We start from the raw sequence: 18,456 nt of genomic DNA on the forward strand, positions 1-18,456 counted from the left end.
GTGGCTAAATTTACTCAACATACCGGCTTAGTGGTGCCTCTGGACGCGGCCAACGTCGATACCGACGCCATTATCCCGAAGCAGTTTCTACAGAAAGTCACCCGCACCGGTTTCGGCCAGCACCTGTTCAACGACTGGCGCTTCCTGGACGATGCGGGTCAACAGCCAAATCCTGAGTTTGTGCTGAACCTTCCGCGCTATAAAGGGGCCAGCATCCTGTTAGCCCGGGAAAACTTTGGCTGTGGCTCATCCCGTGAGCACGCGCCATGGGCACTGACTGATTACGGCTTCAAGGTAGTAATTGCACCAAGCTTTGCGGATATCTTCTACGGCAACTCGTTCAACAACCAGCTGCTGCCGGTCACGCTGAGCGAACAGGATGTGGATACTCTGTTTAAGCTGGTGGCAGAACACGAAGGCACGGAGTTCGTGGTCGATCTGGAAAACCAGACGGTGAACGCCGGGGGCAAAAGCTACCCGTTTGAGATCGACAGCTTCCGCCGCCACTGCATGATTAACGGTTTGGACAGCATTGGCCTGACGTTGCAGCACGAAGCGGAGATTTCCCGCTACGAAGCGCAGCAACCGGCGTTTCTGAACTAAACCTCAGCCTCACCCGCCGCCCGGCGGGTGAGGCTTTCATCAAAATCACCAATAGCCTAACCACTTCCACCATACCCCACCAATCAGCGCCCAGATCAGCAGGTTGACCACGCTCATGATAAAGCCGGTTTTCCACCATTCCCCCAGAGTGGCATAGCCCGACCCAAAGATGATCGGCGCGGTACCGGTAGCATAATGGGTTAACGACATCATCAGCGAAGACGAGAAGGCCAGGATCAGGCCAAGCAGAGCCGGAGGCGCACCAAGGGCAATACCTGCGGCAAAGAACGCGGCGAACATGGCGGTCACGTGCGCGGTGGTACTGGCAAAGAAGTAATGCGAATAGAGATAGACGAGCGTTAGCAGAATGGTCCCTCCGACCCAGCTCATCCCCATATGATCGATACCCGAACCTACCGTTTGTGACAGCCAGGCAATCAGACCCAGTTTGCCGAGGTAGGTCGCCATCATCACCAAGGCGGCAAACCAGACCACGGTATCCCAGGCCCCTTTGTGCTTCAGCACGTCGTCCCAGCTCAGTACGCCAGTTGCCAGCAGGATCGCCAAACCAATCACCGCTGCCGTCGTTGGGTTAACCGCCAGTGCGGGGCCAAAAATCATCGCCGGAACTCCGGCCCACATCACCAGCAACAGGGCAAACACACCCAGCGTGATTTTCTCTGGCAGGGTTATCCGCCCCAGAGTTTGCAGCTTATCTTGTGCAAACAATGGCGCATCCGGGGTGCTTTTGATTTCAGGTGGATACAACCAATAAACTACCAGCGGCATGACGATCAGCGAACAAATCGCCGGTACCAGCGCCGCTACCGCCCACATACCCCAGGTCAGTTCAAACTCCGAACCGGCACCTTTGGCGATCAAATTGACAATCAGCGGGTTAGGCGCGGTAGCAGTAATAAACATCGCCGAGGTGATCGGGTTGATGTTGTAGTTCACCAGCGAGAGATAGCGGCCAATCTTGCCGGAGGTGTTCAGCTCGGGCTTGGAACCAAAGCTGTCCGCTATCGATTTCATTATCGGGTGAATGATCCCGCCACCACGGGCGGTATTGCTCGGCGTAACCGGTGCCAGCACGGTTTCCGCCAGGGTTAACGCATAGGCGATCCCCAGCGTTTTCTTGCCAAACAGCGAGATAAAGTAGTAGCCAATGCGCGATCCCAGGCCGGTTTTATTCAGGCTCAGGGAGATCATGATCGAGAAACCGATCAGCCAGATGAGTTGGTTGGAGAACCCGCTCAGTGCATCGTCCAGCGCGGCCCCCGGCTTGCCAGGGTTGGTCACTCCCGTCACGGCCACCAGCGCAATGGCAATGATGGATACGGCGCCGATCGGCATCGCCTTGCCGATAATGGCAATGATGGTACCAATAAACAGTGCAAGCAAATGCCAGGCATTCGGTGCCACCCCTTCAGGGACGGGGATCACAAACCAGATCAACAGAGCAGCGATAACGGCACAGAGGGAGGGAACAGGTTTGAGCGGCGTTAGTTTATCCATAACATACCCACTTTTTTCAACGGGATCGGCATCTCAATAGCAAGATGGATAAGAGCGTGAAGCTCACGCTCTGAGTCCGTTTATCTTAGTGAGAATGGAGCGGTTTTCTCAATGATATGTATCAACTAACCGGGTGTTACAGCTCACACTTCGCGAACTTTGGCACACATCCACAGCGCCAGGATGGCAAGCAGAGTAATCAGGTAGTAAACCGCAGAGTGCCCAAAGTTTTCCACCAACGCGCCTTGCAGTACACCGGCCAGGATCACCCCAGTCGAAATGCTGTTGGTAAACATGGTGGTCGCGGCACCGGGCCGCCCCGGCATCAGATCCTGAAAATACAACATGCCGATCCCGGCAACAATGCCGATAAACACCGCGTTGAACAGTTGCAACACCATCAACGCCAGTTGGAACTTAAACAGCACCAGCCCGGCATAAAACAGCACGCCTGCTGCCACAGCAAACAGCATCATATTGCGTTTGCCAAAGCGTTTGACGTAATACCCCGCCAGCAGCATAGCCGGGATCTCCAGCCCGGCCGCGGTGCCCATCAGCCAACCTGCCAGCCGTTCTGGCAAGCCCAGATCGGCAGTGATGTACAGTGGCATATCGATGATATACATGGTGTTGCAGGTCCACATCAGCATCGAGGCCACAAACAGCAGGCGCACATCGGGATCGCGCCAGGCGCTGATTGGCGCGATAGGCGGAGAATCTACGCTGATCTCAACGTTGGCGCGGGGCACCGAAGGCAATATCAGCCACACCAGCAGCACGCTGACGACAAAAATCCCCGCCGCAATTATAAACATCACGGTAAAGCCGTAGTTCAGTGCCAACATAAACGACAGCGGCGGGCCGATCACCCAGGCCAGTGAAAGCTGAGCACGCATCACCGAACTGAACATCACTACTTCACGTGCCGAGCTGTCCGCATACTCACGCGCCAGGGCAAAAATCTGCGGCATGGCGGTATTGGCTATCGCGGCCAGTAATACACCAGCAGTGATCAAGGTCAGATAATCACGGTTGAACGCAAACAACAGGCTATTGCCCACCGCCATGGCACAGCACACCAGGATCAGCTTGCGCCGATCGCCACGGGTATCCGAACGCTTGGCCAACAGGAAGCTGACGGCAATCCCGGCGATGGCATTCACGGTATAGAACATACCCACCCATAATGGGCGCACCTTTACCTCGGTGGTCAAAAACAGGCTCAGCGTGGGGGCTTGCAGCGCTCCGGCAATGCCGGTCAGGAAGGCTATCAACAAGAAGGCGGCAAAAACGGGATTAAAACGGCGCGGCAACCAGCGTCTGAAACTCATGGCGATATCCCTATCCAGAAATAAAGAAGGCTATGCTACAGAAGGAAAATTGCCGAAGGAAGTCAAGACGGCAGATAAAAATGCCAGTGGGTTGCCCCACTGGCTGGTGAAAAGCACCATTACTCAGAAACACTTTGCGGTGAACGTCAGATACGCTCACGGTATTGCTTGTCGCTCAGCGTGGCGATGTCCCACTGGGTCAAATGGGCCAGCATCTCCAGTCGCGCCTGTTCAGGTACCACCTGCAGCCAATCGGCCTGCTGGCGGCGGATCGCGGTGAAATAACGCTGATAAAACTGTTTGGCTAACAGAACTGTCATTGGCTATCCCCCCGCTGTTTCAACTGTAATCATTATCGGCGTAATATAGGGAAAGATAAATTGACGACTTGATGCCAGAGAGTTCCTCTTTTATGTCCACCTCACGCCTGCAACAACAGTTCATTCGCCTGTGGCAACGCTGCCATGGCCAAACTACCGAAACCACGCTGCAAGAGTTGGCAGAAGTGCTCAGTTGCTCCCGCCGCCATGTTCGCTCGCTACTGGGAGCCATGCAGCACGAGGGCTGGCTGACCTGGCAGGCCGAATCCGGCCGGGGTAAACGTTCGCAGCTCAGCTTCCACTACACCGGGTTGGCATTGCAACAACAGCGTGCCGAAGAATTGCTGGAACAGGATCGCATCGATCAGTTAGTCCAGTTGGTGGGCGATAAAGACGTGGTACGCCAAATGCTGCTTTCCCAGCTGGGGCGCAGCTTCCGCCAGGGGAAACATATCCTGCGCGTGCTCTACTATCGTCAGCTTTACAACCTGTTGCCCGGCTCGGCACTACGCCGTTCAGAAACTCACCTGGCAAGACAGATTTTCAACGGCCTGACGAGGGTAAACGAGGAAAACGGGGAACTGGAACCCGATCTTTCGCATCATTGGCAAACAATCACCCCTTTGCACTGGCGCTTTTATCTACGTCCGGCGATCCATTTTCACCATGGCCGTGAGCTGGAAATGGAAGATGTGATCCAGTCGCTCAACCGCCTGATCCCACAACCGCTATTTTCGCATATCGACAGGATCGACTCGCCCACGCCCTATGTCATCGATGTGCATCTGCACACGCCGGACTACTGGCTGCCCTGGCTGCTAAGCAGCGTACATGCCATGATCCTGCCGCGCGAATGGCAGAGCCTGCCGGATTTTGCCCGCCATCCGATCGGCACCGGCCCCTATCGCGTGATACACAACAATCAGAGCCAGATGAAAATCCATGCCTTTGACGACTACTTTGGCTATCGCGCCCTGATCGATGAGGTCAACATTTGGGTATTACCGGAAATCACCGAAGAGCTGGCCCACTCCGGCGTCCAACTGCAGGGAGATGATACCGGTAGGAACGAGCTGGAAAGCCGTCTCGAAGAAGGCTGTTATTTTCTGCTGTTCGACCAGCGTTCGGCACTGGCGGCCGACCCGGAGATCCGCAGTTGGCTAAGCGAACTGATCAATCCGATCGCGCTGCTGAGCCATGCCGGGCCGCTCTACCAGCGTTACTGGGCTCCGGCCTATGGCATTCTCCCGCGCTGGTTACATAACCGTGTGTTGGGGCAGCAACCCAAGCCTGCGGGCTTAACTGAATTGACCCTGACCTTCTACAGCGAACATTCCGAGTTCCACGCAATCAAGCAGGCTATCGCCTCTCTGCTGGCTGAGCAGGGCATCAAACTCAATGTACAGGTCGTGGATTATGAAGCCTGGCATAAGGGCAAAGCGCAAAGCGATCTGTGGTTAGGCAGCGCCAACTTCACCCTGCCGCTGGAGTTTTCGCTATTTGCCACGCTGTATGAACTGCCGTTGATCCAACACTGTTTGACGGAGGATATCGCGCAGGATGCCGCTCAGTGGCGAGAAAATCGCCTGTCCATGGCCGAATTTTGCCAGCGCCTGGTCAGCAACCATCAGTTGCATCCGTTATTCCACCACTGGCTGCAACTGCATGGTCAACGCAGTATGCGTGGGGTACGAATGAATACCCTCGGCTGGTTCGATTTTAAATCTGCCTGGTTTGCGCCGCCGGAAGCATAATCGCCTTTCACCCACGCCGCTAAGCCTCTACAATAGCGCCGACTCAACGGGGTGCGGATAACCCGCCAATTTTTGGCCAACGGTTTTCCGCTGAGAGCACACCCGTCGAACCTGATCCGGTCAATACCGGCGGAGGGATTTGAGCATGGCGCGTTAACCTTCGTTAACCCAGTCCTCAGATACCTTTGCCCCCTTTACTATTAGGAGTGCAAAGTGGTCAAAAAATACCTGCCCTGTTTATTACTGCTAGCGGCGATGCCCGTCCTGGCCAAGCCAACGCTGACGGTCTACACCTACGACTCTTTCGCTGCCGACTGGGGCCCTGGCCCGGCGGTAAAAAAAGCCTTTGAGGCCGAATGTGACTGCGAATTGAAATTCGTGGCGCTGGAAGACGGCGTGTCGTTACTCAATCGCCTGAGAATGGAAGGCAAAAACAGCGCCGCCGACGTGGTTTTGGGGCTGGACAACAACCTGCTGCAAGCCGCGCAGCAAACGGATCTGTTCACCACCAGCCAAGTCGATACTAGCAAGCTCACGGTTCCCGGTGGCTGGCACAACCAGACCTTCGTTCCCTACGACTATGGCTACTTTGCTTTCGTCTACAACAAAGACAAGCTGAAGAACCCGCCGACCAGCCTGAAAGAGTTGGTAAGCAGCGATCGCCCCCTGAAGATCATCTATCAGGATCCGCGCACCAGCACACCAGGTCTTGGCCTGCTGCTCTGGATGCAGAAAGTATATGGCGACGAGGCACCGCTTGCCTGGCAACGGTTGGCGAAGAAAACCGTCACCGTTACCAAAGGCTGGAGTGAAGCCTACGGCCTGTTCCTGAAAGGGGAAGGCGACATGGTACTGAGCTACACCACCTCCCCCGCCTACCATCTGATCGAAGAGAAAAAAGACCTCTATGCGGCGGCCAACTTCAGCGAAGGCCACTACCTGCAAATCGAAGTCGCTGGCAAGCTAAAGGCCAGCAAACAGCCGGAACTGGCCGAGCGCTTCATGCAGTTTATGGTCTCCCCGGCCTTCCAGAACACCATTCCCACCGGCAACTGGATGTACCCGGTGATCAAGACGGAACTGCCCGCCGGTTTCGAACAGATGACCGTGCCGCAAACGGCATTGCAATTCAGTGCCGAGGAAGTGGCACAACAGCGTGGTAACTGGATCCGAGCATGGCAAACTGCCGTCAGCCACTGATCCCCCGCTGGTTATGGCCGGGGCTGATGGCCGCAGGTCTGATCCTGCTGATCGCGTTAGCGGCCATGGGCTCGCTGTGGCGTCATGCGCCAGAAAGTGATTGGCGCAGCCTGTGGCAAGACAGCTACCTGTGGCATGTAGTGCGCTTTACCTTTTGGCAGGCGCTACTCTCTGCCGTGATCTCGGTGGTGCCTGCCATCTGGCTGGCCCGAGCGTTATACCGGCGGCGCTTCCCTGGCCGTAACCTGCTGCTGCGGCTGTGCGCCATGACGCTGGTGCTGCCGGTGCTGGTGGCTGTATTTGGCATGCTGAGCGTCTACGGCAGGCAAGGCTGGCTGGCAACGCTCTGTGGTTGGCTGGGCGTGAACTACAGTTTTTCGCCTTATGGCCTGCAAGGCATCCTGCTGGCGCATCTGTTCTTTAATATGCCGCTGGCCACCCGCCTTCTGCTACAGGCGCTGGAGAACATCCCCACCGAGCAGCGCCAACTGGCCGCACAGCTGGGGATGAACGGCTGGCAGCAGTTCCGCTTTGTGGAATGGCCTGCGTTACGCCGCCAGATCCTCCCCAGCGGCGCACTGGTGTTTATGCTGTGTTTTGCCAGCTTTGCAACCGTGCTGTCGTTGGGCGGCGGGCCACAGGCCACCACCATAGAGCTGGCGATCTATCAGGCCTTGAGTTACGACTACGATCTCAGCCGCGCGGCGCTGCTGGCGCTGATCCAACTGGCTTGCTGCCTGGGGCTGGTGGTGCTCAGCCAGCGTTTGAGCCAGGCTCTGCCGGTTGGCCATACCCACGCCCAGCGCTGGCGCGATCCGCAGGACAGTCTGGGGCGGCGCATTAGCGATACGCTATTTATTGTCGCTGCGCTACTGTTACTGCTACCTCCGTTGCTGGCGGTGATCATCGATGGTGCCAACCAGACGCTGGTCACCGTGCTGCAACAGCCCATTCTCTGGCAGGCCCTGTTCACCTCGCTACGTATCGCACTAGGCGCGGGCATTTTGTGTGTGGTATTGACCATGATGCTGCTATGGAGCAGCCGTGAGCTGAAGCTGCGGCAACGGGCCGCCTGGGGACAGACGCTGGAACTGAGCGGCATGGTGATCCTCGCAATGCCGGGCATTGTGCTGGCTACCGGTTTCTTCCTGTTGCTGAGCGATACCACTGGGCTACCGCAATCGCCTTATGCGCTGGTGATCCTCACCAATGCATTGATGGCGGTGCCCTACGCGCTGAAAGTGCTGGAAAACCCGATGCGCGATCTGGCCGAGCGTTATAATCCACTATGCTTGTCGCTGGATATCCACGGCTGGCAGCGGCTGCGCTGGATCGAGCTGAAAGCGTTGCAACGCCCGCTGGCGCAGGCTTTGGCCTTTGCCTGTGTGCTGTCGATTGGCGATTTCGGCGTGGTAGCGCTGTTCGGCAACGAGCAGTTCCGTACCCTGCCTTTTTATCTCTATCAGCAGATTGGCGCATATCGCAGCAACGACGGGGCCGTGACCGCTCTGCTGCTACTGCTGCTCTGTTTCCTGCTGTTTACCCTGATTGAACGTTTACCGGGCCGCCATGCTGACGCTTGAAAAACTGACCTATCTGTACGAACACCTGCCGATGCGTTTTGACCTGCGCATTCAGCCGGGAGAACACGTTGCGGTGCTGGGCCCTAGCGGCGCAGGCAAAAGTACCTTGCTCAGCCTGATCGCCGGTTTTCTGCCGGCGGCCAGCGGCAAACTGTGGCTCAACGGAAGCGATCATACCGCTTCGCCCCCCGCCAAACGCCCGGTGTCAATGCTGTTCCAGGAAAACAACCTGTTTGCCCACCTGACTGTCAGGCAAAACATCGGCCTAGGGCTGGATCCTGGCCTGCACCTAACCGCCGCACAGCAGGAACAACTGGCACAGATTGCCCAACAGGTCGGATTGGAGGGGCATCTGCAGCGCCTACCGTCGCAACTTTCCGGCGGGCAACGGCAGCGGGCAGCCTTGGCACGTTGCCTGATCCGCCAGCAGCCGATCCTGCTGCTCGACGAGCCTTTCTCTGCACTCGATCCGGCACTGCGCAGTGAGATGCTGCAACTGCTGCAAAACGTCTGCGACCAGCGCCAACTCACGTTGCTGATGGTTTCACATAATCTTGAGGATGCCGCCCGCATCGCGCCGCGTACGTTGCTGGTCGTGGATGGGCGGATTTATTACGACGGCCCAACGCAGGCATTGGTAAGCGGCAGCGCACCGGAAGCCAAGGTGCTGGGTATTCCGGTTAAACCGTGATCTACCACGCGTTTTTTATGCTGAACCAATAAACCTGTTGTGCGAATTTTGCACCTGTGGTTTTATAAAGTTCTGTTTTTTACTACTGATGATAAGGCTCCCTGTGATCGCATCCTCGCTGACCTCGACCCTACTAACAACCGCGCTACCAGCCGCGGTGGTCGTCGTGCGTGTGGTGGTGGTCGTCGGCAACGCGCCGTAGGGTCCGAATCAACGCATCGATTCCCAAACCCCGCCGGCGCAAACCGGGCGGGGTTTCTTGTTTTAGTCCCCCTGCCCAGAAAAGCTAACCGGCCCAGAGAAAAGGATAGGCACATGGCAACTTCGGGCACGCCACACCAAGGCCAACGTATTACCGGCGCACAGCTGATCGTGCATCTGCTGGAGCGTCAGGGTATCACCACTATTGCAGGCATTCCCGGTGGCGCAGCGCTGCCGCTGTACGATGCTCTGAGCCAAAGCACCGTCATCCAGCACGTGCTGGCCCGCCACGAGCAAGGGGCCGGTTTTATGGCGCAGGGCATGGCACGTACCAACGGCAAGGCGGCGGTCTGTATCGCTTCCAGCGGCCCAGGAGCCACCAATCTGGTGACCGCCATTGCCGACGCCAAGCTCGATTCGATCCCGCTGGTGTGCATTACCGGCCAGGTATCTTCCTCGATGATCGGCACCGATGCCTTCCAGGAAGTGGATACCTACGGCATTTCCATTCCCATCACCAAATACAACCACCTGGTCCGTGATATCAGCGATCTGCCGCAGGTGATCTGCGACGCATTCCGCATTGCCGAATCCGGCCGTCCAGGCCCGGTGTGGATCGACATCCCGAAAGACGTGCAAACCGCCGAAATTGAGTGGGATTTGTTACCGCCAATGGCCGTTCCAGACGCCCCACCGGCCTTTGATAGCAAGCAGGTCGAACAGGCTGCTGCAATGATCAACCAGGCCAAGCGCCCTATTCTGTATCTGGGTGGTGGCATCATCTGCGCAGAAGCCCATAAACCGGCGCTGGAAATGGCCGAGCGCTCCAACCTGCCAACCACCATGACGCTGATGGCATTGGGCGCAATGCCGGTAGAACACCCGCTGTCATTAGGCATGTTGGGGATGCATGCCGCGCGCAGCACCAACTTTATCCTGCAAGAAGCCGACCTGCTGATCGTGCTGGGCGCCCGCTTCGACGACCGGGCAATCGGTAAAACCGAGCAATTCTGCCCGAACGCCAAAATTATCCACGTGGACATCGACCGTGCCGAACTGGGCAAGGTTAAACAGGCCAATATTGCCATCCATGCCGATGTCAGCCAGGTGCTGCAACAGCTGTTACCGATGATCGAAGCACAGCCGCGTACCGAATGGATGAACACCGTTAACGATCTGAAGCGTGAATTCCCGATCAACATGCCAAATGTGGCAGATCCATTGAGCCATTACGGGCTGGTTAAAGCCGCAGCACGCTGCGTGGACGAAAGTGCCATTATCACCACCGATGTAGGCCAGCATCAGATGTGGGTAGCCCAGGCGTATCCACTGAGCCGCCCGCGCCAGTGGCTGACCTCCGGCGGTTTGGGCACCATGGGCTTTGGTTTACCTGCTGCGATTGGTGCAGCCCTGGCAGAGCCTCAGCGCAAGGTGCTGTGTTTTTCCGGTGACGGCAGCCTGATGATGAATATTCAAGAGATGGCGACCGCCGTTGAACACAATCTGGACGTGAAAATCATCCTGATGAACAACCAGGCCTTGGGATTGGTACACCAGCAGCAGACGCTGTTCTATCAACAGCATATCTTTGCCGCCACCTATCCAAAGCGTACCGATTTCCTGAAGATTGCCGCCGGGTTTGGCCTGGACACCTGCGATTTGAATGCCGAGGCAGATCCACAGGCCGCGTTGCTGGCGGCGATCCAACGCCCTGGCCCTTGCCTGATCCACGCGCTGATCGATATCAACGAAAAAGTTTACCCAATGGTGCCACCGGGTGCCGCCAACATCGAAATGATTGGAGAATAAGCCATGCAATCACTACAAAAGAATCCACAGGTGATCCTGGAGTTGGCGGTACGGAACCATCCGGGCGTAATGACCCACGTTTGTGGCCTGTTTGCCCGCCGTGCCTTTAACGTGGAAGGTATTTTATGTATGCCGCTGAAAGATGGAACCCAGAGCCGTATTTGGCTATTGGTGGCCGACGATCAGCGCCTGGTGCAGATGATCAGCCAGGTTGAAAAGCTGGAGGATGTATTACAGGTGAAACGCCATAGCGAAGATATGCGGGTGTTTGAGCAGTTGGAGGCGTTCTTCCAGTAAGCTTTCGCGGCTGAATGTTAAAGGCCGGGAGTGGTTAGCCCCCGGCCTTAGCTACGTTTCCATTATCAGTTCAGTAACTGAAGCACATAACGGATCAGTTCCAGCAACGCGATCAGCGCCCCAAGAACGATGATTGCCTTATCGATATCAATCATCCGGTTACTCCATAACATGGAGTGAGCCACCGCCGCTTACCCTTACATTGCCTGTCACAGCGCAGCACTCAGTTGTTAGATGAATGCGGCTTCACTCCGGCCAGAGCATCGGATAACGGCACCACCCGTACACCCGACCAGGGCTTGAATATGTACATGCGCACACCGAAGTAAAGACAGCAACAGAGCTAACCCGCTGATTATATCTTAATCAGTCCAAGGCACGACATACTAGATATCCGATTTCTGAGCTTTTGACATTAGAGGGTATCAAAGATAAAATTGATCCTGTTAGATGAATGCGGCTTCAACCGGTCAGAGTTACCCACTCGACACCGGGAAATAAAAAAACCGACCTCACCAGTCGGTTTTTTTATGCCCAAATTTTAGCGTCAGCCCGCCAGCACTTTCCACAGCAGATGTCGATATACCGGCATCAACGCCTGCTGATGCATATAATAGAAACACACCAGCGCCCCTACCCAGCTAGCAATACAGGCCAACCGCAGCCGCTTAGGCGTTAGCCAGCGTGTCAGCTTATCAGCACTGCGCTTTCCTTCACGCCACCAGCGCCAACTCAGCCAGGCTGCCAGCCAGAACAGCACCACCACGCCAAACAACAGCCATTTGAATAACGCGCTGTTGGCGCTGGCAGGAATATCGATCGCGACCCCCGCTAGAATGCCGGGGAAGAAATAGACCGGCGGCCAGGTCAGGCAACCGATGATATTGGGCAGGGCAAATTTGTAGGGAGGCAGATCGAGCATGCCGGCCACCATTGGCACCAGCGGGCGCGTCGGGCCCACAAAGCGGCCAATCAAAATGGTAACGACACTGTGCTGATGCAGCGCATGCTCGGTTTTATCCAGCATCGCCTTGTTCTTTTTCAGAAACGACCAGCGGTGCAGCGGTCCTTTGAAAGCCCGGCCGATAAAGTAGGAAATCCAATCCCCCAATAGGCAACCGACAATGCCAGCTCCCCAGGCCATATAAAAGTCCACCTGTCCGCTGCCGATCAGTGCGCCAATGCTGGCCATCATCACCGTGCCCGGCAATAACAAACCGACCAACGCCAGCGACTCCAGGAACGCCACCAACATGACCACCACCAGGGTGAAAGCCAATGACTGGGTGATCAACTGCTGTAAATAGGCTTCCATTAAACCTCTGTTGGTAAGCTAAACGTATGGGCGAAGGATTGTCCGGCTCGGGCCAGGGGGAGTCAATCGTTGAATTGTATGTAGATTTAGCCAATCCGGCCAGTAATAGACAATGACTGTATAAAAACCCATACTATAAACATCTATAGATCACCGATGCTCAGAAACTAGTGACATCTCTACAGCAGGGTTTCTTACTCACCCGCCATTGGCGTGATACGCCCGCCGGTACCGAAGTTGAGTTCTGGCTGGCAACCGATAGCGGGCCACAACGGCTACGGCTGGCCCCACAGACCTCCGTGGCATTCATTCCCGCCGAACAGCGTCAGCGGGCCGAGTTGCTGCTGCGTGAAGAGCGGCATGTCGAGCTGAAACCCTTGCCACTGCAGGATTTCCATTCCCGTCCGGTGATGGGCCTTTATTGCCGCCAGCATCGTCAGTTGATCAAGCTGGAAAAACTGCTCAAAGAGGGTGGTGTCAACGTGTTTGAGGCCGATATCCGCCCGCCGGAACGCTATCTGATGGAGCGCTTTATCACCGCCCCGGTGTGGTTCAACGGCCAACCCGACGGTAACGGCCTGTGGCTCAACGCCCAGATGAAGCCCGCCCCAGACTATCGCCCCTCTTTAAAGCTGGTATCACTGGATATCGAAACCACCGCCCATGGCGAGCTTTACTCCATCGCGCTGGAAGGCTGTGGCCAACGCCAAGTGTATATGCTCGGCCCGGCCAACGGCGGCACTGAGGCGCTGGATTTCGAGCTGGAATACTGCAACAGCCGTCCACAAATGCTGGAACGCCTGAACCAATGGCTGGAGCAGCACGATCCCGACGCCATTATCGGCTGGAACCTGGTGCAGTTCGATCTGCGGGTGCTGCAGAAGCACGCCGAACGTTATCAGATCCCCCTGCGCTTTGGCCGTGGTGGTAACCTGTTGGAATGGCGCGAGCACGGCTTTAAGCAAAACCACTTCTTCGCCTCGGCCTCCGGGCGATTAATTATCGACGGTATCGAGGCGCTGAAATCGGCCACCTGGAACTTCCCGTCCTTCAGCCTGGAATATGTGGCGCAAACGCTGCTTGGGGAAGGGAAATCGATCGACAACCCTTACCAGCGGATGGCGGAAATAGACCGCCGGTTTGCCGAAGATAAACCCGCTCTGGCCCGCTATAACCTAAAAGACTGCGAGTTGGTGACGCGTATTTTCGCCAAAACCGAGCTGTTGACCTTCCTCCTCGAACGCGCCACCGTGACCGGCTTGGCGGCCGATCGCAGCGGCGGTTCGGTAGCAGCCTTCAACCATCTTTATATCCCACGCATGCATCGTCAGGGCTATGTGGCCCCTAACCTTGGGGAGTTGCCGGAAGAGCACAGCCCCGGCGGCTTTGTGATGGATTCACAGCCCGGCCTGTATGATTCGGTGCTGGTACTGGATTACAAAAGCCTGTATCCGTCGATCATCCGCACCTTCCTGATCGATCCCGTCGGGCTGGTAGAAGGCATGCAGCACCCGGATGATGAAAACTCGGTGCCGGGTTTTCGCCAGGCTCGCTTCTCCCGCACCAAACACTGTCTTCCCGAGATTGTTCGCCAGATCTGGCAGGGGCGCGAAGCGGCCAAGCGCCACAACAATAAACCGCTGTCGCAGGCGCTCAAGATCATCATGAATGCCTTCTACGGCGTGCTGGGATCGAGCGGCTGTCGCTTCTTCGATCCCCGGCTGGCCTCGTCGATCACCCTGCGCGGCCACGAGATCATGCGCCAGACGCGGGAGTTGATCGAAGCTAAAGGTTACCAGGTGATCTACGGCGATACGGACTCGACCTTTGTCTGGCTGAAAAAGGCCCACAGTGAACAGCAGGCCGCCGAGATTGGCCGCGAACTGCTCGATCACGTCAATCAATGGTGGCAGCAGCATCTGCAACAGCAATATGGGCTGGAAAATGCGCTGGAACTGGAGTTTGAAACCCACTATTCCCGCTTTTTAATGCCCACCATCCGCGGTGCCGAGCAGGGCAGCAAAAAACGCTACGCCGGGTTGATCAGCAAACCGGACGGTAGTGAAGAGATGGTGTATAAAGGGTTGGAAACGGTGCGTACCGACTGGACCCCGCTGGCGCAGCAGTTTCAGCAGCAGCTCTATCAACGCATCTTCAAGCGCCAGCCCTATCAGGACTTTGTGCGCGATTACGTGGCCAAAACGCTGAACGGCGAATTTGACGACCGGCTGGTATACCGCAAACGCCTGCGGCGCAAACTGGACGACTATCAACGCAATGTCCCACCCCACGCCCGTGCAGCCAGGCTGGCCGATGACTATAATCGTCAACAGGGGCGGCCTCTGCAATATCAGAACGGTGGCTGGATCAGCTATGTAATGACGCTAGCCGGGCCAGAACCTCTGGAAACCCGGCAATCTGCGATCGATTACGATCATTATCTCGAACGTCAGTTGCAACCGGTGGCAGACGCTATACTTCCCTTCCTGTACGACGATTTTTCGGCGTTGGTCACCAGGCAGATAGGCCTGTTCTGAGCGGTCAAAACAGAGGGTAATGCCACCCCATGGGGAAACCCTTTCTTTTCACTGGTGTTAGTCGGCATTTGGGAAGAAAAAATCATCGGGTTTTACAGGTGACGAATGCGCCGCCTTCCATTACCATAGCGCCCTTCCCAAATTCTGAACCACTATTCACAACATCGTTGTCGCCATGCCGTCACCAGACGTCTGGCGTAACAGGCTATTACCCGCTAAATGAAAATAAAGCTCGCCAACCGGTTACAACGCGGTAGCAGGCAAGATGCCGGGAATAGCCAGCAGTTGAAACAGGTTACCCAGGGCTTATCTGCCGGGTAGCAAGACTTACTTAATAAGAATCGAGCCGACAAACTATGCCTTTTACACTTGGTCAACGCTGGATCAGCGATACGGAAAGCGAATTGGGACTGGGAACCGTGGTAGCACTTGACGTGCGTATGGTCACCCTGCTTTTCCCCGCAACTGGTGAAAACCGCCTCTATGCCAGAAACGACTCGCCAATCACCCGCGTAATGTTTAACCCGGGCGACACCATCAGCAACCACGAAGGCTGGCAGTTGCAGGTGGAGGAAGTCAAAGAGGATAACGGCCTGTTGACCTATATCGGCACGCGTCTGGACACCCAGGAAAGCGGCGTCGCTATGCGTGAAGTGCTGCTGGACAGCAAGCTGACCTTCAGTAAACCACAAGACCGCCTGTTTGCCGGTCAGATTGACCGCATGGATCGCTTTGCGCTGCGTTTTCGCGCCCGCAAATACCAGAGCGAGCAGTATCGCCTGCCGTTCGCTGGCCTGCGTGGTATGCGCGCCAGCCTGATCCCGCACCAATTGCATATCGCCTACGAGGTCGGCCAGCGCCATGCACCGCGCGTTCTATTGGCCGATGAAGTGGGCCTGGGTAAAACCATCGAAGCCGGGATGATTATTCATCAGCAACTGCTGGCTGGCCGCGCCGAACGTGTGCTGATCGTGGTACCGGAAACCCTGCAACATCAGTGGCTGGTTGAAATGATGCGTCGCTTCAACCTCTATTTCTCACTGTTTGACGATAGCCGTTACTCCGAAGCGATGCTAGACAGCAGCAACCCGTTCGAAACCGAACAGTTGGTGATCTGCTCGCTGGATTTCGTGCGTCGCAACAAACAGCGCCTTGAGCAGTTGGCCGATGCCCACTGGGATCTGCTGGTGGTAGACGAAGCTCATCATCTGGCCTGGAGCGAAGACGCGCCGAGCCGTGAATATCAGGTGATTGAACAGTTGGCGGAGCACATCCCGGGCGTACTGCTGCTGACGGCCACCCCGGAGCAGCTTGGCCAGCAAAGCCACTTTGCCCGCTTGCGCCTGCTGGATCCCAGCCGTTTCCATGACTACCAAGAGTTTGTCACCGATCAACAGAAATACCGTCCGGTAGCCGATGCGGTGACGCTGCTGCTGAGCGGCGAGCGCCTGGCGGATGACAAGCTGAACCTGCTGGGTGAGCTGATCGACGAGCAGGACATTGAGCCCCTGCTGAAAGCGGCCAACAGCGATACCGACAACAGCGAGCAGGCACGCCAGGAACTGGTCACCATGCTGATGGATCGCCACGGCACCAGCCGCGTGCTGTTCCGTAATACCCGTAACGGCGTAAAAGGTTTCCCACGCCGCCACCTGCACCAGATCAAACTGCCGTTGCCAACGCAATATCAGACGGCGATCAAGGTGTCAGGCATCATGAGCGCCAAGAAAACCGTCGAAGCCCGCGCCCGCGACATGCTCTACCCAGAACAGATTTATCAGGAGTTCGAAGGGGAGAATGCGACCTGGTGGAACTTCGATCCGCGCGTTGAGTGGCTGCTGGATTATCTGGTCGCCAACCGTCATGAGAAAGTGCTGGTGATTTGCGCCCAGGCCGCGACTGCTCTGCAACTGGAGCAGGTGCTGCGTGAACGCGAAGCGATCCGTGCCGCCGTATTCCACGAAGGGCTGAGCATTATCGAACGGGATCGCGCTGCCGCCTACTTCGCTTCACAGGAAGAAGGTGCGCAGGTGCTGCTGTGCTCCGAAATCGGTTCGGAAGGGCGTAACTTCCAGTTTGCCAGCCAGATGGTGATGTTCGATCTGCCGTTCAACCCGGATCTGCTGGAGCAGCGTATTGGCCGTCTGGATCGTATTGGCCAGATGCACGACATCCAGATCATGGTGCCTTACCTGGAAAACACCGCTCAGGCCGTGCTGGGCCGCTGGTTCCATGAAGGGCTGGATGCCTTCGAGCACACCTGCCCAACCGGCCGGCCGATTTATGACAGCTGCTATGAGCAACTGATTGGCTATCTGGCCGCCCCTACCGAGCAGGAAGGTCTGGATGAGTTTATCCATGCCTGTAACCAGCAGCATAAGCAATTGAAAACGCAGCTGGAACAGGGCCGTGACCGTCTGCTGGAAATGCACTCCAACGGCGGTGACAAAGCGCAGGCGCTGGCAGAAGCCATTGCGGCACAGGACAATGACGTTAACCTGGTGAGCTTTGCGCTCAACCTGTTCGATATCGTCGGCATCAACCAGGAAGACCGCAGCGACAACCTGATCGTCCTGACGCCATCCGACCATATGCTGGTACCGGACTTCCCAGGGCTGCCGCAAGATGGCTGCACCGTGACGTTTGATCGCGAACAGGCACTGTCGCGTGAAGATGCCCAGTTTGTCAGTTGGGAACACCCGATTATCCGCAATGGGCTGGATCTGATCCTCTCCGGCGATACCGGGAGCTGCGCAGTTTCCCTGTTGAAAAACAAGGCACTGCCGGTGGGTACTCTGCTGGTCGAACTGGTGTATGTGGTTGAGGCGCAGGCCCCTAAACACCTGCAACTGACCCGCTTCCTGCCGCCAACGCCGATCCGCATGTTAATGGATCGCAAGGGAACCAACCTGGCAGCACAGGTCGAGTTCGAAAGCTTTAACCGCCAACTGAACGCGGTCAATCGCCACACCTCCAGCAAACTGGTCAATGCGGTGCAGCAAGAAGTGCACGTGATGCTGCAACAGGCAGAAAGCCTGGTGGAAGAACAGGCCCGCGCCCTGATCGAACAGGCCAAGCAAGAGGCCGATGACAAGCTGAGTACCGAGCTGGCACGTCTGGAAGCCCTGAAAGCGGTTAACCCGAATATCCGTGATGACGAAGTCGAAGCGCTGGAGTTCAACCGCAAGCAGGTGCTGATTAATCTCAACGAAGCGGGATGGCGGCTGGATGCTATTCGCCTGGTAGTAGTGACACACCAGTAATCCACACAGCGGGGAGCCAAAGCTCCCCGGTTTG

General features: G+C 56.5%; 15 protein-coding genes and 1 riboswitch. Of the genes, 10 read left to right on the forward strand and 5 right to left on the reverse strand.

Annotated elements, in window-relative coordinates; translation table 11 throughout:
- Positions 1-603: a 3-isopropylmalate dehydratase small subunit gene (leuD, locus tag ACKWMY_RS07405; protein ID WP_024483541.1), complete on the forward strand. Its 603-nt coding sequence runs from the start codon at positions 1-3 to the stop codon at positions 601-603.
- Positions 604-648: 45 nt separating this feature from the next.
- Here the strand turns inward: leuD and ACKWMY_RS07410 are convergent, their stop codons facing one another.
- From ACKWMY_RS07410 to sgrT, 3 genes are all read right to left on the reverse strand, one after another.
- Positions 649-2,121: a DASS family sodium-coupled anion symporter gene (locus ACKWMY_RS07410; protein WP_211134506.1), complete on the reverse strand. Its 1,473-nt coding sequence runs from the start codon at positions 2,119-2,121 to the stop codon at positions 649-651.
- 143 nt (positions 2,122-2,264) lie between these two features.
- Positions 2,265-3,452 (reverse strand): sugar efflux transporter, encoded by a 1,188-nt coding sequence (locus tag ACKWMY_RS07415; protein ID WP_024527184.1) that lies wholly within the window; start codon positions 3,450-3,452, stop codon positions 2,265-2,267.
- Between the two features lie 146 nt (positions 3,453-3,598).
- On the reverse strand, positions 3,599-3,772 hold the full coding sequence (gene sgrT, locus ACKWMY_RS07420) for a glucose uptake inhibitor SgrT (RefSeq protein WP_071784394.1): 174 nt from the start codon (positions 3,770-3,772) through the stop codon (positions 3,599-3,601).
- A 92-nt stretch (positions 3,773-3,864) separates the two neighbouring features.
- Between sgrT and sgrR the strand changes: the two genes are divergently transcribed.
- From sgrR to ilvN, 7 genes are all read left to right on the forward strand, one after another.
- Positions 3,865-5,526, forward strand: a complete 1,662-nt coding sequence (sgrR, locus tag ACKWMY_RS07425; RefSeq protein ID WP_024527185.1) for an HTH-type transcriptional regulator SgrR — start codon at positions 3,865-3,867, stop codon at positions 5,524-5,526.
- A 37-nt stretch (positions 5,527-5,563) separates the two neighbouring features.
- A riboswitch (TPP riboswitch) is annotated at positions 5,564-5,682 on the forward strand.
- A 57-nt stretch (positions 5,683-5,739) separates the two neighbouring features.
- A complete protein-coding gene (gene thiB, locus ACKWMY_RS07430) occupies positions 5,740-6,726 on the forward strand; it encodes a thiamine ABC transporter substrate binding subunit (protein WP_074028476.1) in 987 nt (328 codons plus the stop codon).
- A complete protein-coding gene (gene thiP / locus ACKWMY_RS07435; protein ID WP_074028475.1) occupies positions 6,702-8,309 on the forward strand; it encodes a thiamine/thiamine pyrophosphate ABC transporter permease ThiP in 1,608 nt (535 codons plus the stop codon). The genes thiB and thiP overlap by 25 nt, the downstream gene beginning before the upstream one ends.
- Positions 8,296-9,000 carry a thiamine ABC transporter ATP-binding protein ThiQ gene (gene thiQ / locus ACKWMY_RS07440; RefSeq protein WP_409486120.1) on the forward strand — a complete coding sequence of 235 codons (705 nt, stop codon included), beginning with the start codon at positions 8,296-8,298 and terminating at the stop codon, positions 8,998-9,000. The genes thiP and thiQ overlap by 14 nt, the downstream gene beginning before the upstream one ends.
- An 88-nt stretch (positions 9,001-9,088) precedes the next feature.
- Positions 9,089-9,202 (forward strand): ilvB operon leader peptide IvbL, encoded by a 114-nt coding sequence (gene ivbL, locus ACKWMY_RS07445; RefSeq protein ID WP_193569011.1) that lies wholly within the window; start codon positions 9,089-9,091, stop codon positions 9,200-9,202.
- A 113-nt stretch (positions 9,203-9,315) separates the two neighbouring features.
- Positions 9,316-11,010 carry an acetolactate synthase large subunit gene (gene ilvB / locus ACKWMY_RS07450; protein WP_261160854.1) on the forward strand — a complete coding sequence of 565 codons (1,695 nt, stop codon included), beginning with the start codon at positions 9,316-9,318 and terminating at the stop codon, positions 11,008-11,010.
- Positions 11,011-11,013: 3 nt separating this feature from the next.
- Positions 11,014-11,307 carry an acetolactate synthase small subunit gene (ilvN, locus tag ACKWMY_RS07455; protein ID WP_024527189.1) on the forward strand — a complete coding sequence of 98 codons (294 nt, stop codon included), beginning with the start codon at positions 11,014-11,016 and terminating at the stop codon, positions 11,305-11,307.
- 65 nt (positions 11,308-11,372) lie between these two features.
- Here ilvN and dinQ read toward each other — a convergent pair whose 3' ends face one another.
- Together dinQ and ACKWMY_RS07465 are read right to left on the reverse strand one after the other, a co-directional pair.
- A complete protein-coding gene (dinQ, locus tag ACKWMY_RS07460) occupies positions 11,373-11,462 on the reverse strand; it encodes a damage-inducible type I toxin DinQ (RefSeq protein WP_138106268.1) in 90 nt (29 codons plus the stop codon).
- Between the two features lie 392 nt (positions 11,463-11,854).
- Positions 11,855-12,622: a DedA family protein gene (locus ACKWMY_RS07465; RefSeq protein WP_024527190.1), complete on the reverse strand. Its 768-nt coding sequence runs from the start codon at positions 12,620-12,622 to the stop codon at positions 11,855-11,857.
- Positions 12,623-12,792: 170 nt separating this feature from the next.
- Between ACKWMY_RS07465 and ACKWMY_RS07470 the strand changes: the two genes are divergently transcribed.
- Together ACKWMY_RS07470 and rapA are read left to right on the forward strand one after the other, a co-directional pair.
- Positions 12,793-15,159: a DNA polymerase II gene (locus tag ACKWMY_RS07470; protein ID WP_024527191.1), complete on the forward strand. Its 2,367-nt coding sequence runs from the start codon at positions 12,793-12,795 to the stop codon at positions 15,157-15,159.
- A 356-nt stretch (positions 15,160-15,515) separates the two neighbouring features.
- Entirely contained in the window at positions 15,516-18,422 is a 2,907-nt protein-coding gene (gene rapA, locus ACKWMY_RS07475; protein WP_024483551.1) for an RNA polymerase-associated protein RapA, read from the forward strand.
- Positions 18,423-18,456 lie beyond the last annotated feature (34 nt).

Origin of the sequence: Serratia sp. J2 (genome assembly GCF_046269175.1) — a bacterium.
Taxonomy (GTDB): domain Bacteria; phylum Pseudomonadota; class Gammaproteobacteria; order Enterobacterales; family Enterobacteriaceae; genus Chania; species Chania fonticola_C.